Genomic DNA, 16251 nt, shown 5'->3' on the forward strand with positions numbered 1-16251 from the left:
TTATTCTCGGTTTCGTTTTGAGCTTATCTTAATGACATTGAGCTCATGCTCTCTGCTTTTTTTTGTTGCGTCCAAAAATTATTATACAGGGCATGCTCATAATCAATAAAGTCGCAATCTACAGCCTGAATTCTTATTCCAATCATCCCAAAAGATCCATAAGGACAACTTCTTCTGCGAAAATAAATGGCCTCGCCTAGGCTTGTCATACATGGAAACAAAGAATATATAGGCCCGCCCCTCATATAATGTACCAAACTATCGCGAGTAAGGGAGGCGGGAGCGTGCACGATTACATCAAGGAGCGTACGATAAAAATAGGTCGCTGTATCGTGGAGACTCGGCACACAGTTCGGACCATAGCCAAGGAATTTGGCGTATCAAAAAGCACGGTGCATAAGGATTTAACCGAGCGTTTACCGGAGATCAATCCGGATTTGGCGGATCAGGTCAAGCACATTCTCGAATATCACAAATCCATCAGACACCTTCGAGGAGGAGAAGCGACAAAAATCAAATACAAGAAAAAAGGGCAAACGAAACGAGAGGTGATTAGCTCAGTAAATTAAGTGAGAAGTAATATATTTACAACTTTGCACGATCGTTATTGAACACTCCCCCCAAAGTATGGTATTTTTAAATATGGTATAAGAATGTGGATTTTTATCCATAGATCCCGAGTTATAAAGGATTTTTCAGATTTTTGTAGAATTATAACCTTTAAAATGACGGAATGATGGGAAACCTTTTCCATATAAAATTTAAATGTGTCAACAAAATACGCTTTGGGGGAGCAACAAACGATGAGCAAGGATATTGGTATTGATTTAGGCACGGCAAATGTGCTAATTCATGTCAAAGGAAAGGGAGTTGTACTTAACGAACCTTCCGTAGTGGCGATTGATAGTGACGCAAAACGTGTTCTTGCTGTTGGTGAAGAAGCTAGACGTATGGTCGGCCGAACACCAGGCAATATTATTGCGATCCGCCCGCTTAGGGATGGAGTCATTGCCGATTTTGAAGTAACCGAAATGATGTTGAAATATTTCATCGATCGAGTAGGTGGGAGAAGTTGGTATAGCCACCCGCGCGTGCTCATCTGTGCTCCAACAAACATTACCTCAGTAGAACAGAAATCTATTCGCGAAGCGGCGGAACACTGTGGCGCCAAGGAAGTATTTATGGAAGAGGAGCCTAAGGCCGCTGCAATTGGAGCGGGTATGGATATTTATGAGCCGAGTGGTAACATGGTTGTCGATATCGGTGGAGGGACGACGGATGTGGCGGTGCTCTCTATGGGAGACATCGTCACGGCTTCGTCTATTAAAGTCGCTGGAGACAAGTTCGATGCTGCCATTATTAAATATATCAAGATAAAGTATAAGTTGATGATCGGGGAGCGAACAGCAGAAGATATCAAGATTGCGATCGGTACAGTACACCCGATGGGTAGAGCAGCCGAACTGGATATCCGAGGAAGAGACATGGTCTCAGGTCTTCCGCTAACGGTAACGATTACAGCAAGAGAAATACAGGAAGCGCTAATGGATTCAGTGGCTGCGATTGTTGCTGCCGCCAAATCAGTATTAGAGCGGACTCCACCAGAATTGTCTGCTGATATTATTGATCGTGGCGTGATACTTACAGGAGGAGGGGCCCTTCTGAATGGATTGGACGAGCTACTCGCCGAAGAATTGCGCGTGCCCGTACTGATTGCCGAAGATCCGATGCATTGTGTCGTCAAGGGGACAGGCATTATGCTGGATAATTTGGATCGGGTTATTAAGAAAAGATTCTAATTCGCCGATATAAATGAAATGAACTAAAAATGACGTGACCATAGTTGAAATAAGATACATATAGTCATCAAGTCTGGAGGTTATTTTCATGTTAAGAGGACTCTATACCGCAGCATCCGGTATGATCACAGAGCAACGGCGTCATGATACGGTAACACAGAATATCGCGAACATGAATACACCGGGTTACAAACAGGTCGATAGTGTGAAGCATTCTTTTCCGGAAATGATGGTTTCACTTGTGGGTGATAGTTCGTCACCTACATCTCGCAAGATTGGGAAGTTGACGACCGGGGTGTTTGCGGAAGAGAGCTTGTCGTCGTACACGCAAGGTGATCTTAGAGAGACGGGAAATAACTCTGACTTTTCCTTGGTATCCAGCCTTGGTTTGATTGACCCGGCAACGGGAGAAGCCATGGTATTTGATGCTACTGGCAAACATGTGAGTGAGAACGGTGATGTGACCTACCGTCCGCAAGCTTTTTTCTCTGTTATGGATAATAAGGATAACGTACGCTACACTCGTGATGGGAGCTTTACTGTGAATGCTGCAGGGGAGCTCAGGACATCTCAAGGCTATCGTGTGCTTGATGAGCAAGGTAATGCGATAGTATTGAATGGATCAATTAATACGCTTACCACGGATAGCAAGGGTAATCTAATTGGTGATGGACAACCTTTAAATGTAGCTATGGGTATCAAAGTTATAAACCGTCCTCAAGAACTGGTTCGTGAGGGTAACGGTGTGTTTCGTGCGGAGGATGAAAGAGTTGCTGATATTCGGGCATTGGACGTAGCGGATGCTGCGGAAGTGCGCCAAGGTTACCTGGAATCGTCTACTGTAGATCCATCACAAGCGATGGTAGAGTTACTCGCCGCACAGCGGGCGTATGAATCCAATCAGAAGATTATTCAATACTATGACAAAACTCTAGACAAAGCGGTTAACGAAGTTGGTCGGGTTTAATAGAATTACAGTACAACTATCGTTTTTAATTCAGGAGGTGTCATATGAATAACTCTATGATTAGCGCCATGGTATCAATGAGCGGAATTCAGCAACGATTGGACTTAATTGCTGATAATATGGCTAACATGGATACAACAGGATACAAACGTAAAGAATCCTCATTTGAGGATACGCTAACCCGTGTGAAGGAACAAAGTTCTGAATTTAAGCTAGATGGGCGTGCAACTCCATCTGGGTTTAATCTGGGATTTGGTTCACAAGCAACGACCGCAACGCTTAATTTTGCACAAGGATCAATTGTAGATACAGGGAATTTGACGGACCTTGCGATCGAAGGCAATGGGCTTTTTGCTATAGAGGCTGCGGGTGGTGTGAAGGGGTATACCAGAGCAGGTGATTTTCACATCCAGCCCAATCCAGTGGATTCAGAATTAAGCTATTTGGTAACGAATCAGGGGCATTATGTGTTAAACGCAGAAGGCGATCGTATCGAGGTTCCTTCAGGTTCTACGTTGCAAATTGATCGGGATGGAAATATCGTAGCTACCAAAGGAAATGAACAAACTGAGATTGGTGCTCTTCAATTGAAGAGTCCACTTCGTCCAAATGCACTGGTGCAGAAGGATGACAATATGTTTGTGCTGGCTACCGGTGCTGTTGAGGACGACATTCTCACAGATACTTGGCAGCTGCCAGAGAATCAACAAGCCCATATTAGACAAGGGGCTCTAGAGAAATCTAATGTTGATCTCACTAAAGAAATGGCGGATATGATGCAGGTGCAACGGGCTTATCAACTTGCGGCTCGCGCACTCACATCCAGTGAAACTATGATGGGCTTGGCGAATAACCTGCGTGGATAGGTGGAGAGTTTCATGAATCAGAAGAGACGTCCGGTCGCCAAGAAGAAGCGATCGGGATGGATGGCATTGCTGAAAGTTGTTCTGATCATTCTATTTCTTGTCTTGGCCCTCTTTGGAGGGGCAATTGTAGGCTATGTCGTGCTTGGCAAACAAGATCTCGGAAGTGTCATGGATATAGCAACATGGAAACATGTATTCGATTTGGTATTTGCACCGTAATTAACAACAAATGGATTATAGACTCCCGGCGACGGGAGTTTTCTTTTTAAACGAGGAAAATGTATAATGATGATGGATTAGTGTGAACTTAGAGGATTAAATCAACAACCAAATGATCAAAGGGCTTAATCAATATACGGCCTGTGGCTGCATACGGATAAGCCCCTTATCTTAACCTTCGCTTCTGCAGATGCTAAGGATAGTTACAGTGTGACCGACCTTAGGTTGTTTTATACAGATTTGATGGTTCATTGATAAAATACGAAAGGGGTAATACATATGTTAGATTCAAATCAAATTCAAGAGATCATTCCACATCGTCCGCCCTTCTTGCTGGTGGATCGCATTATTGAGCTGGAGGAAGGCAAGCGGGCAGTAGGTATTAAGAATGTTACGGTTAATGAACCGTTTTTTGCCGGCCATTTTCCTGGTTATCCTGTTATGCCTGGTGTTCTGATAACAGAGGCCCTTGCGCAAGTTGGAGCTGTCGCTATTTTATGTGTGGAGAGCAACCGGGGGAAGATTGGATTTCTTGCCAGTTTAGATGGGTTCCGCTTCCGTGGACAAGTCGTTCCCGGAGATGTGCTGCGTCTTGAAGTAGAAATTATCCGTCTTAAAGGTTCGTTTGGTAAAGGCAAGGCCGTTGCTAAAGTAGAAGATAAGATTGTTGCAGAAGGTGAAATTATGTTTGCCTTGTCATAAGACATGCAAAAGTGGCATAACTATACTTGATTTTTACTCAAGGAGGAGAAACAAATCATGACAGAACTAAATTCAACCATTAGAGAGAAAGTAGAGGGCTGGTTACAGGACCCTTCTATTGATGAGAGTACAAAGCAGGAACTTCGTGCATTGGAGAATGATCCGGCTGAACTGGAGGATCGTTTCTATCGCGACTTGGAGTTTGGTACGGGTGGGCTTCGTGGTGTGATTGGCGCGGGAAGCAACCGGATGAATCGCTATACAATTGGATTGGCAACTCAAGGTTTTGCACAGTATATACTTGAAGCGCATGGTGACAAAGAGGGACGTCCTTCAGTAGTGATCGCTCATGATTGCCGTCACTTCTCACCTGAGTTTACACTTGAGGCTGCGCTTGTACTAGCAGGCAATGGGATTGTTGCTAAACTGTTTCCGTCTCTGCGTCCAACACCACAGCTTTCTTTCTCTGTCCGCGAGTTGAACGCTACGGGTGGTATTGTTGTGACGGCGAGTCATAACCCACCGGAGTATAATGGTTATAAAGTATACAATGCCTCAGGTGGTCAGCTTGTACCGCATGAAGCAGAGGTAGTAATATCAAACATTAAAGAACTAGTATCGTTCGCGCAAGTGAAACGGTTGACTAAGGAAGAGGCAGAAGCTCAAGGGCTGCTACAATGGCTCGGGGAAGCAGAGGATGAGGATTTTGCTGAAACGGTTGCAGCAACTAGTGTTAACCGTGAATTGATGACCTCTGGGGCAGCAAAGGATGTTGTGATTGTCTTCACTCCTCTGCATGGAACAGGTAATTTGCCTGTGCGCCGTGCACTCGACAAACTTGGGTTTACTCAAGTGCATATCGTGAAGGAGCAGGAACAACCGGATGCTAATTTCTCGACGGTGAAGTCACCAAATCCTGAAGAACGTGAAGCTTTTACACTAGCAATCGAACTTGGGAAGAAGGTTGGCGCCGACATTCTGATCGGTACCGATCCAGATGCAGACCGTATGGGCGCAGTAGTAAAAACTGCGGATGGAGAATATGAGATTTTGACGGGTAATCAGTCCGGTGCGATCCTCGTCCATTACGTATTAAGCCAATTGAAAGAACAAGGTAAGCTTCCTTCAAATGGTGCGGTAGTGAAGACCATCGTCACAAGCGAACTGGGTGCAACCATTGCCCGTCATTATGGCGCAAGGGTATTTAACACGCTAACCGGATTTAAATATATCGGTGAGAAGATGAATGAGTTTCAGGAATCTGGTGAGTATACCTATTTGTTCGGATATGAGGAAAGCTATGGCTATTTAGCCGGCAATTATGCACGTGATAAAGATGCTGTTGTAGCGTCTACACTCATTTGTGAGGCTGCAGCATTCTATAAACGTCAGGGCAAAACATTGATCGATGTACTCGAAGAGCTTTACGCTACGTTTGGTTATTACCGTGAGGCACTGAGTTCACGGACCTTGAAGGGTAAAGACGGTCTGGCTCAAATTGGCGCACTGATGGATGATTTCCGCAGTAACCCACCAAAGGAAATTGCCAGTACTCAGGTATCTGAATTACTAGATTACTCTTTGGGATTGGATGGTTTGCCGAAAGAGAACGTACTGAAATTCTTACTTGAAGATGGTTCGTGGTTTACTCTTCGACCATCAGGAACAGAGCCGAAGATCAAATTCTATTTCGCTGTGCGTGGCACCTCAAATGAGGATGCGAAGGCTCGGCTTGCACGACTACAAGAAGAAGTTTTGGGGCGTGTAGACGCCTAAGTATTGGTAAGACATGTGTGTGTCTTTGTACAACTAACTTGCTTAGTACAGTCATCATGCGGGAATAGGATTGAATTTTAGTTGTCTAACGTTAAATTGAGGTTTTGATAAGCCCTTTTTGGAGTATTTTTTGGGGAAAGAAGACAATCATACTATCACGGTATGAGTGTCACCTTTCCCTCAAGGATCTCCCGTTATTTCTAAGGCTATTCGATGCGCAGGCTTATGATGCAAAAGAGGCAAGGGATGGTGAGTCGGCAAGTACGACTGATTCTTCAGAACTGGCATTATATATACGACAGATTAAACTTGCATAGCAGAATAAAGTAAATGGTTTTTATAATGAGGAGGTACGTTTGTGATTCGGAGTTGGCAGCGGTGGAATAACGCTTCCCGCAAATGGTTATGGTTATTGGTGGTTGTCGGAATCGTGGCTTCTTTGCCAGTGATATATCAGCGGGTTCAGACGGAATCGTCTGCAAAAAAGGTAGAGTTTGTTTTCAATTATCGCGGTTTACTAGAAATATCAGCGCTTAAGGAGAATCCTGCTGCGTTTATTGATGAGCAGTTGGATAAACTGAAAGAGGCCCGCATAAGTACAATGGCGGTGTTTGAAAGCACGCTTGACGAGTTGACCAAGGCGCGTCGGATTATGGTTTTCAATGCGTCGGATGTAGCAAAAATGAACCAGTCTGTTGTTTCGGATTATGGCAACCAGACGTATATCGCATTTACCAGCTCGGATAACGAGCAGCAGCTTCGCCCAATTATAGAGAAGGCTTTTGAGGATATGGATGTCTCAGTTAAGCCTTGGACATATGGAGAACATGCTGGTTTAGTTCTTGGAATGGCACCAGAGGAAGCGGTACTCAAATCGATGCAGCCGGATCCGATAGCTATTGCGAAACTGCAGGACAAAGGATTTAACATCCTTCCTCGTATGTCAGATACGATTCGTTATAATCAGGACGATGTGGACGAGCTTTTAGCTTATTATGAGCAGATCGGTGTGAAGCGTATCCTATTTGACGGAGATGCAGTGAAGGGATATAGCGACAACGAGGCGATGAACAGCCTTGAAGGCTTCGCAGAGTTGCTGAAGAAGCATAATATTGGGCTCATAACCATTGAGAATCTGAAAGCTCCACAAAAAGGGCTCAATAAGTTGGCCTTTTTAACAGACTACAATATGGTACGACTCTTCTCCTTGTCTGATGTTGATGCTAACTTGGACAGTCTAAAATTGGCTGACAAGTTCGTATTAGGTACGAAGGATCGGAATATCCGTATGATTTATTTAAATGCTTCACCATCTAAGGATGTAGTCAAATCAATCATATCGAATCCCATTGATAATCTGATTGGTTCACTACAAGCTCCGGGCAATGCAATCCAGTCTATTGAGGATAATGGTTTTGAACTCGGACAAGCAGAGGCCTTCAAAGTGGTAGATGCTTCTTGGCAGAAGTATCTGAAGGCAATTGTAGTCTTGGGTGGCGTAGCGTTCTGTGCCTTACTGGTCTCTGTGTTCATACCATCGCTTACGTTGGCATCCCTTGCAGTGGGCTTGGTTGGTTCTGCGGGTTTGTTTGTACTGAAACCTGTCTTATTAGAACAGGCCTTAGCGTTACTTGTTGCAACTAGCGCACCAACAATTGCAATGATACTGGCGATTCGGAAGATCCGAGAAGTTAATGAGACGATACCGGATATGTCTGCTGGACGTAGGTTGACTCACACGATTGTTTTATATTTAAAAACAGCAATATTATCACTTGCAGCAGTGCCTTTTGTTATCGCGTTACTTAACAATATTACTTACAGTTTGGTTCTTAATCAGTTCCGAGGTGTTAGCTTGCTTCACTTTGTTCCGATCTTTTTGACTGCTGTATATGTATTCCTATACCTTGGCAAATCGATTTGGCAGGAACTGCTGAAATGGATCAAAACACCGGTTACGCTACTATGGGTAGGTGCATTCGCGGTATTAGCTGTGGCAGGATACTTTTACTTGTCTCGTACTGGAAATGGGGGCACGTTACTCCCAGGCGAAGCGACTTTACGTTCATTCTTAGAGAATACATTTGGCGTACGGCCACGAAACAAGGAGTTTTTGCTTGCGCATCCACTATTTATCGTTGGTATATTCGCAGCGTTCCGTTACCGTCCAGCTATTTACGTGATGATTGTCGCGGTTATAGGTCAGTTATCGATGGTTGATACATTTGCACATATCCATACACCGGCTGTCCTTTCCTTGATCCGTGGTGTACTCGGTTTAGGTCTAGGATTGATCTTCGGATTAGTACTTACTTTGGTATGGTATGTCATTGAAAGGTGCTGGGATAAATGGTCACCGCTTCTACTAAAACCATAGTTATCTCCGGTTATTACGGATTTCGTAACAGTGGGGACGAGGCGGTACTGAAATCGATCCTAACTGCGTTAGAAGAAGAAGGACGAGCTATCGGTATGCAAATTAATCCGGTGGTTCTGTCGATTGACCCCGAATGGACAACTCGGACGTATGGCGTAAGAGCCGTACACCGGATGAAACTCGGTGAGGTTAGGAACGCTATTAAGAACAGTAGCGGACTAATCAGTGGAGGCGGAAGTCTCCTGCAGGACGTAACCGGTTCAAAATCCATTCCGTATTATCTGGGTGTGATCAAATTAGCCCAGTGGATGAGAAAGCCTACTTTTGTTTATGCTCAAGGAATTGGCCCGGTTAACCGCAAGCTGTTCCATGGGGTAATTGCTTCGGTGTTCCGGCGCTGTAAATATATTTCCGTGCGGGATGTGGAGTCTGCCGAACTGCTCCGCAGCATGGGAATTCAAGACGATTCAATCCAGGTGGTTCCTGACCCTGTTATGGGCCTAAGTCTTCCGGAAGGTCAGGATGATCCGAAAAGCGGACCAACCACCAGAGGACTCCCGATTATTGGCGTATCTGTTCGCTACTGGAATCCAAAACGGACCGAGTTGAACGAGTTGGCCGAAGGGTTAAGATTGCTCAGTTTACGTGTTCCGGTGCATATCCGGTTCTTACCTTTTCATTTCCCGGGTGATGACGAAGCTTCCCGATATTTGATGAATCGTATTGGAAATGTTCAAGATAACGGTAGTAGGATCAGCATAGCAAAGGAAGTAGAACATCCCCAAGATATGTTGCGTGAAGTCAGTCGTTCTAGTTTGCTTATTGGTATGAGGTTACACAGCTTGATCTATGCTGCCTCACAAAATGTGCCTATGCTGGGTGTGTCTTATGATCCTAAGATTGATCATTTTCTTGGTCGAATCGGTCTCTTGCCGATCGGAACGAGCGAAGATCTTGATCCTCATGCCTTAGTGGAAGAAGGCGAACGCCTCTTGCTGGAAGGCGAGGCATGGCGCTTGAACCATGCGACGCAAATTGCTGATTTGAAGGCAGAGTCGCGAATTCCTGCGCGCAGAATTGTCGAATATTTACGGAGCAAAGGATGAGTAGCGTGAACAAAGTGAATGCAAATTCAGTGGAAGCCGTGCCTACTGTATCTATCTTCGGAGTTCCTTTTTGCAAGTGGGGGATGAAGGAGACAGTATCCTATCTGAGCGAGGTTGTATCGTCGGGAAGACCACATCAAGTTATTACAGCTAATCCGATCATGATGATGGCTGCCAAGGAAGACCCTGCATACAAGAAGATGATGCAGCAAGCCGATTTAATCGTACCTGATGGAACGGGTGTCGTCTGGGCTGCGAAAATGGGCGGTGATCCAGTAACTGAACGGGTTCCTGGGTTTGATTTGCTTCATGAGTTAATGAAGCAAGGAGATCGTCATGGCTGGAGAGTATATCTGCTTGGAGCGAGCAAAGAAGTGATTCAAGAGGCGGCAAGGCGGTTAGCCCTGCAGTATCCTACGGCTGAAATAGTTGGATACCGTGATGGATTCTTCGGTCCGGAACAAGATCGAGAAGTGATCGACAACATTGTCCAAGCTGCTCCGCATCTGATGTTTGTGGCTAGAGGTGCTGATACGCAGGAGCCTTGGATTGCAAAGCACAAAGAAGAACTAGGTGTTCCAGTCATCATGGGTGTGGGCGGAAGCTTTGATGTAATATCTGGTAGGACGAAACGAGCCCCCATGTTATTCCGTAAACTGAAGATAGAATGGTTATATCGGCTTTTGAAGGAACCAACTCGCTTTAGAAGAATGCTTGCACTGCCGAAATTTGCCTTGTGGGTGCTGCATGACAGAGAAAACATCACTAAATGATTGAAATTTCGTATAAAACAGCGTAATATTGCTTAAATGCGGGGTTGGTGTTTCTCATTAAAGGGAGTATAATTCATTCCGGCACGAATAATTGGGGGTTGAAATATACATGTGGATTATCTACACCATTGGGTTTATTCTAGCAATGGGCTTGGCAATAGGGCTGACGCCGCTCGTGAAGAAGTTTGCTATCAAAGTCGGTGCTGTTGATGTTCCTAACGCACGTAAGGTTCACACGCGCATCATGCCTAGACTTGGTGGGTTGGGTATTTATTTATCTTTTATTATTGTGTTTTTTATTGTTCTTCCCTTCATTCCTGTGAACTTTACGGACCGCGAGGTAAATTTCGTCAAAGCGTTTCTTGTCGGTGGTTCAATGACATTGCTGCTGGGCGCGCTTGATGACCGTTTCGATCTGAATGCTAAATTGAAATTCCTGTATCAGATTGCTACAGCTTGTGTGGTTGTATTCGGATTTGATATTCAACTGGAATTTGCTAATATACCGTTTCATACGTATGCGTCGGTGGAAAGTTGGATCGCTATTCCGTTCACTATTCTCTGGATTGTTGGTGTGACGAACGCGATTAACTTGATCGATGGACTGGATGGTTTAGCGGCAGGTGTGTCTGCAATTGCCATTGGTACGATTGCTGTGATGGCATTCTTGATGGGCAACGTAGTTGTTGCGCTATTGTCCCTATTATTGCTGGGTAGCATTATCGGATTCCTATTCTTTAACTTTCATCCAGCTAAGATTTTTATGGGTGACTCTGGAGCATTGTTCCTGGGATTCTGTTTGGCATTACTTTCACTCCTGGGTTTCAAACAAGTTGCTATCGTTTCATTCTTAACACCGCTGATTTTGATCGGCGTACCACTCTCGGATACTTTGTTTGCCATCGTACGTCGCTGGAGACAGAAGAAGCCGATCTTCTCACCGGACAAGGGGCATTTACACCATTGTCTTCGTGAACTTGGTTTCTCTCACCGCCAGACCGTATTGATCATCTACGGTATCGCCGCATTCTTCGGCGTACTCGCGATCATTCAATCATCTGCTGCCATGTACAACGCGAACTGGGTTACTTTCGTAGTCATTTGCGTCATGGTATTCTTCCTGCAGATTGGCGCAGAGGTCATCGGCCTCATCGGCAAGACTAAGCGTCCCGTTCTTGACTTCATCGCGAGACTACGCGTCAAAGCGGGTGCGGAGCGCGGTTCGAAATAGTAAAGTGTTTCTAATCAGTTGCAATCATACAGATTTCTCATATGCCTAATGGACAACCCTCGCTATTGTAGCGGGGGTTGTTTTGTTTATGAGAATCAATACTTTTGGCGTGTTCTAGTAGCTGAGATACAACCTTCTGATAATTGTTCGGGAGGTTTTTGCGTTTTCACTAAAAATTTGGGGCATTTTGTCCGATAACAAATCTAAGTGAAACTTTTGGACGGTTTCCGTCTTGTTAATTACGGGGGCTACTAGAATCCAACTCAAAAAGGAGAGATTATCACATGCAACGAATTAAGAAGCCGTTTATATGGCTAACCTTGCTATCCCTGATTATTACGTTGTTTCCAGTAGGTTTGTTAAATACTGCTGAGGCAGCAACTAACGGGACAACCTACTTTAGTCCGGATATTCTAGATATCCGTAAGACAGCTAACATGGTTGTGGATGGATTAGATCCGAATACCAGCCTAAGAACCAGTGTATATGCCACTAACAATTCGACTATAGAAATTAACGGGACTTATTCCAAGGTATCTGGAGATACCTTGAAAGCTCAGGTCGATTTGCTAACTTGGGATCCATTAACAAAAAAATGGACCGCTGATCGAGTGCATTCTGCGCCTGGTACAGTTCTGAAGGACCCTAGTAATGAGAATCGATTTATGGCATCTAATCTAACGTTATTCCCGGGTTTGAACCGAATTACGTTCAGCGGGAAGTTTGGTAACGCTGAGGGCTCAGAAACCTTCTACGTACTTTACGATAAGATTCCTTATGTCACCAAGTTGTCCATCTCTGGAAGTGGATTCCTCTCAGATATCAATCTGAATGAAGGAACCAGAGCAGTGGTGAAAAATTCTCAGATCTCTCTGCTTGGTGAGGCTTTTAATACAACAAAAGCAACAGTAACAGTTAATGGCGGGACTCCACTATCATCGGAGATTTATAATAATACATTGGCATCTCCCCCACTTAGATTGTCACCAGGTCTGAATAAATTGGATATTACGTTCTCAAATGCATCTGATTCAATTCAAATTACACGAGACGTATATTATTTTACAGAAGATAAGCCGTTTATTGATCTTTATGTACATGATGGTACAACTGAACACAAACTGTTGGACAAGTATCCAACCTTGAAGAAGGACTTAACAAGTGCCAAACTCTATGTGCAACTGTTGGTACCTTATGATACTGTTCCTTTTGATGCCGCGAATAGTCAAGTAACGGTTAACGATGTTGATGTTACTCCTACAATTAAAATGCTTGATCCGAATCTTTACGATACTTCAGGAAAGTTTACAGTGAAAGATTCAACAAATGAAGTAATCATTGAAGATATCCAAGGTCCTGCTTATCGATTAGTGACCTTCGAGATTCCTTCTTTCGTTTTTACAACAGATGTAAATGGTGTTGTTAATTCGACGCAAACTCCTGTAATTAAGGTTAATTATGGCGATAAAGATGGTACACGAACTTCATGGAAGAATAGCACATCCTATACCGCCAAGTTTCATCTGGATGATAATAATATATCCATTACTGATATGAAGTATCTTCCAGACTATGCTGAAACTCTCAATGGGGATATAACTAAGTTCAGCCAAGTATCATTAAATAATGCTCGGGTTGATAAGAGTGATTTTTATATTATGGTACAAACAAATTCTGCGCCCGCTACTGTTGCAGATTTGCTTGGTAAGTACTTGCCTCTAGGGGCGAAGAATGTAGAAATCGAATATAAAGGCGAAGCCAAAGAGGGAACTACCGCCAAGGCTAATACGTATATATATAAAGTCACTAACTTTTCTAGTGGTGAGCAAAAGGTAAGTTTCCAGTATGCAGATTCAACTCCTTATACGGCTACTATCTCTTACGCAACTAAGAGTTACATTAATGTAAACAACTTAAGTGATGGACAAACTTACCCGTATAATTCAAAAGGTGGACAAAAGGATTTTGTTATTTCTGGTGAGTATATAGGATTTGATAACATCGTATCGGCGCAATATTTTATAAATGGGCTCGATGGGGACCAATTGACTAGTGAGCATGGATCAAAAGTTAAATTAGGTGATATTAATGCGAAGAGAACATTTGATCTCTCTTTATTTATATCATCTACTGGACCGCTTGTAGCTGGAGAGAATAAAATTGAATTTAGAGGCGTTTCCATAGACGCAGCAGGTAATAAGCAGGTTATTAGTAAGGTGCTTCGGATTTATATAATTGATGAAAATGTATCATTAATTACCCAATTTCATCCGGGTAAAGTTCCTCCAGCAGAGGCATTTAACCAAAAGCGTGTAGAATTCCCAAGTTGGATAGATTTTAGCGCTGATCCGAGAACTGTAGAAACAGAAAAAATAATTTCACAGATTCTTGAATTACCAACAGAGTTTAAATTTGCTGATGATAAGTATACAACTAGCGAGGAACAATATGATCTACTGATCCGGGGTAATGGGACTAGGTTTGTTAATTTGTACCTGGGTTCGGACAAGATACTTACGATTGAGATACCAGAAGCAAGTGGTACAGGTTACGAGGAAGGCACCAAAACAACTGGCGATGGTAAATACACTTACGATATTATCGGTAACGATAAAGATTTCTTGATCCGCGTTCATAATTTCAAATTTGAATCACCTGGCACACATGTATATAATCTAGAATTGATTAATTCTACGGGTGCACGTACGAATCAAAGGTTAGAAATAACTAGAGAAATGGCACCATATCGCCTACTTGCTCCGCAACCGACGGTTGGAGGGCAATACGTAGTTAATAAGAACTTTATTCGTTTTGATATTGAAGCGGAAGGTGCTACAAAAGTTATAATCGGTAAAGACGAGGCACTCCGGCGTACGGAACCAGATAAACAAAATCGATTTACTTATGACTATGTAGGCTTAAAGCCAGATAAACTTAACAAGATTAAGATACAAATTGTACGTGGAAATTCCACTATTAATGCCACGATTGAAGTATACTACACTTCAACTGTAGGAATTGACGCACAATACATGGCCGAGAAACCAAGCAATAAATACAGTGTATTTAATAAGAAGTTAGAACTATCATTCCCGAAAACGACTATTCTACAATCAGCAGTTCCAAATAGTGACCAGATCACAAAGTTTTATCCAGACACAAAGTTTTTGTTCGGTATTGCGGATCCGAAGGATGGTGTAGTTGAGCGCCGCAATGATTACGGTGTGCTCATTAACGATAATTCAGAAGTAAATAATGGATATCTTATCCCAGCGATTTACCCAAGCCGGTTTAATTCTAAAGAAAATACGTATAATTTCACGCGTGTTTCTGATATTTACTGGATAAGTGGGGGTGTCGGTGAATTAGGTGATCGGGGAGATTTGAATGGCTATAAGCCAGCAACGAATGGACTGTCACCTTATTCAACTGAAGGGATATTCACAGCATTTGAGAAAGAGCGTGAGGTAGTTCCTTCTCAACGCGGGACTTTAAAGTTGTCATATGATTCAAATGTTGTTGATGAAGCAGGAACTTTAGTAACTGTATATAGATTTGTGGATGCTGGAGGTTACGGTAAGTGGGAGCCCGTTGCAGGAGAAGTAAATACGAAGGCTCACACGATTACAGTTCCTTTTGATAAGTTTGGTTACTATACAGTTATGAAATTGAGTAAGAGCTATACGGACATCACGAATCATCCTTGGGCAAGAAACATATTGAATGCACTCTATTCTAAAGGCATCATGGAGCATTTACGAGTGGACGCCTTTGGTGCGGATGACCAAACAACTCGTGGTGAATTTGCATCACTTCTTGTAAAGGGATTGAATTTACCTCTGATTAAAGACGAACAACAAACCTTCTTTGATGTCCCTGCGGGTTCAGGAACAGTAACTTGGAATTTCGTACATTTAGAGACAGCAGCGAGAGCTGGGATTATCACTGGGCGTACGGAAGGATTCTTCTCACCTAACATGCCGATTTCAAGACAGGATGCAGCGGTCATGATTGCTCGCGCTCTTAAATTGAAGCTTTCTTTGAACGACCAGAAATTGAAAGACGGTATGGTGAAATCCTTTATAGATTCAGGGAAAATTGATTATTATGCACTTCCGGCTGTTCAAGCAGTAACAAAGGCTAAAATCATGTCGGGCAGTTCAGTTACCTTGCCTGGAGCTAAGAAGCCTTCTTACAACTTCAATCCGGATAGCAACATGACTCGGGCGGAAGCCGGTAAGATCGCAGTAGAATTATTGAAGAAGAGTACGAACATCTTCCCTAAGAATTTTAGTTAATTACTTGAGAGAACCCTTGTCCGCAAGCGTTTTGCGGGAAGGGTTCTCTTTCTTTTTATCACATAGTTTTGTAATTTGCTGGACATTACGGTACAATGTTTAAAGTAATAGACATTTTCGCAAAAGGGTGGATATTA

Annotated in this window: 12 protein-coding genes; all 12 read left to right on the plus strand. The window is 43.4% G+C overall.

Annotated elements, in window-relative coordinates:
• The first annotated feature begins 284 nt into the window (after positions 1 to 284).
• The 12 genes from spoIIID (at position 285) to EJP82_RS20970 (ending at position 16114) form a co-directional block, all read left to right on the plus strand.
• Positions 285 to 569, plus strand: coding sequence for a sporulation transcriptional regulator SpoIIID (spoIIID, locus tag EJP82_RS20915; protein ID WP_127194012.1), 285 nt, complete (start codon positions 285 to 287; stop codon positions 567 to 569).
• Between the two features lie 234 nt (positions 570 to 803).
• On the plus strand, positions 804 to 1799 hold the full coding sequence (gene mreB / locus EJP82_RS20920; protein WP_127194013.1) for a rod shape-determining protein MreB: 996 nt from the start codon (positions 804 to 806) through the stop codon (positions 1797 to 1799).
• 88 nt (positions 1800 to 1887) lie between these two features.
• Positions 1888 to 2766: a flagellar hook-basal body protein gene (locus tag EJP82_RS20925; protein WP_127194014.1), complete on the plus strand. Its 879-nt coding sequence runs from the start codon at positions 1888 to 1890 to the stop codon at positions 2764 to 2766.
• A gap of 44 nt (positions 2767 to 2810) precedes the next feature.
• Complete coding sequence (locus EJP82_RS20930) at positions 2811 to 3632, plus strand: flagellar hook-basal body protein (RefSeq protein WP_127194015.1); 822 nt, start codon at positions 2811 to 2813, stop codon at positions 3630 to 3632.
• A 12-nt stretch (positions 3633 to 3644) separates the two neighbouring features.
• Positions 3645 to 3851, plus strand: coding sequence for a DNA-directed RNA polymerase subunit beta (locus EJP82_RS20935; RefSeq protein WP_127194016.1), 207 nt, complete (start codon positions 3645 to 3647; stop codon positions 3849 to 3851).
• A gap of 279 nt (positions 3852 to 4130) precedes the next feature.
• Complete coding sequence (gene fabZ, locus EJP82_RS20940) at positions 4131 to 4553, plus strand: 3-hydroxyacyl-ACP dehydratase FabZ (RefSeq protein WP_127194017.1); 423 nt, start codon at positions 4131 to 4133, stop codon at positions 4551 to 4553.
• A gap of 57 nt (positions 4554 to 4610) precedes the next feature.
• On the plus strand, positions 4611 to 6329 hold the full coding sequence (locus EJP82_RS20945) for a phospho-sugar mutase (RefSeq protein WP_127194018.1): 1719 nt from the start codon (positions 4611 to 4613) through the stop codon (positions 6327 to 6329).
• Between the two features lie 358 nt (positions 6330 to 6687).
• Positions 6688 to 8706, plus strand: coding sequence for a DUF5693 family protein (locus tag EJP82_RS20950; RefSeq protein ID WP_127194019.1), 2019 nt, complete (start codon positions 6688 to 6690; stop codon positions 8704 to 8706).
• Positions 8679 to 9812, plus strand: coding sequence for a polysaccharide pyruvyl transferase CsaB (csaB, locus tag EJP82_RS20955; protein ID WP_127194020.1), 1134 nt, complete (start codon positions 8679 to 8681; stop codon positions 9810 to 9812). Before EJP82_RS20950 ends, csaB begins: the two co-directional genes overlap by 28 nt.
• Entirely contained in the window at positions 9809 to 10585 is a 777-nt protein-coding gene (locus EJP82_RS20960) for a WecB/TagA/CpsF family glycosyltransferase (RefSeq protein WP_127194021.1), read from the plus strand. Before csaB ends, EJP82_RS20960 begins: the two co-directional genes overlap by 4 nt.
• A 109-nt stretch (positions 10586 to 10694) precedes the next feature.
• Positions 10695 to 11816: a glycosyltransferase family 4 protein gene (locus EJP82_RS20965; protein ID WP_127194022.1), complete on the plus strand. Its 1122-nt coding sequence runs from the start codon at positions 10695 to 10697 to the stop codon at positions 11814 to 11816.
• A 284-nt stretch (positions 11817 to 12100) separates the two neighbouring features.
• Positions 12101 to 16114 carry an S-layer homology domain-containing protein gene (locus EJP82_RS20970; RefSeq protein ID WP_127194023.1) on the plus strand — a complete coding sequence of 1338 codons (4014 nt, stop codon included), beginning with the start codon at positions 12101 to 12103 and terminating at the stop codon, positions 16112 to 16114.
• Positions 16115 to 16251 lie beyond the last annotated feature (137 nt).

Origin of the sequence: Paenibacillus anaericanus (assembly GCF_003994475.1) — a bacterium.
Classification (GTDB): Bacteria; Bacillota; Bacilli; order Paenibacillales; family Paenibacillaceae; genus Fontibacillus; species Fontibacillus anaericanus.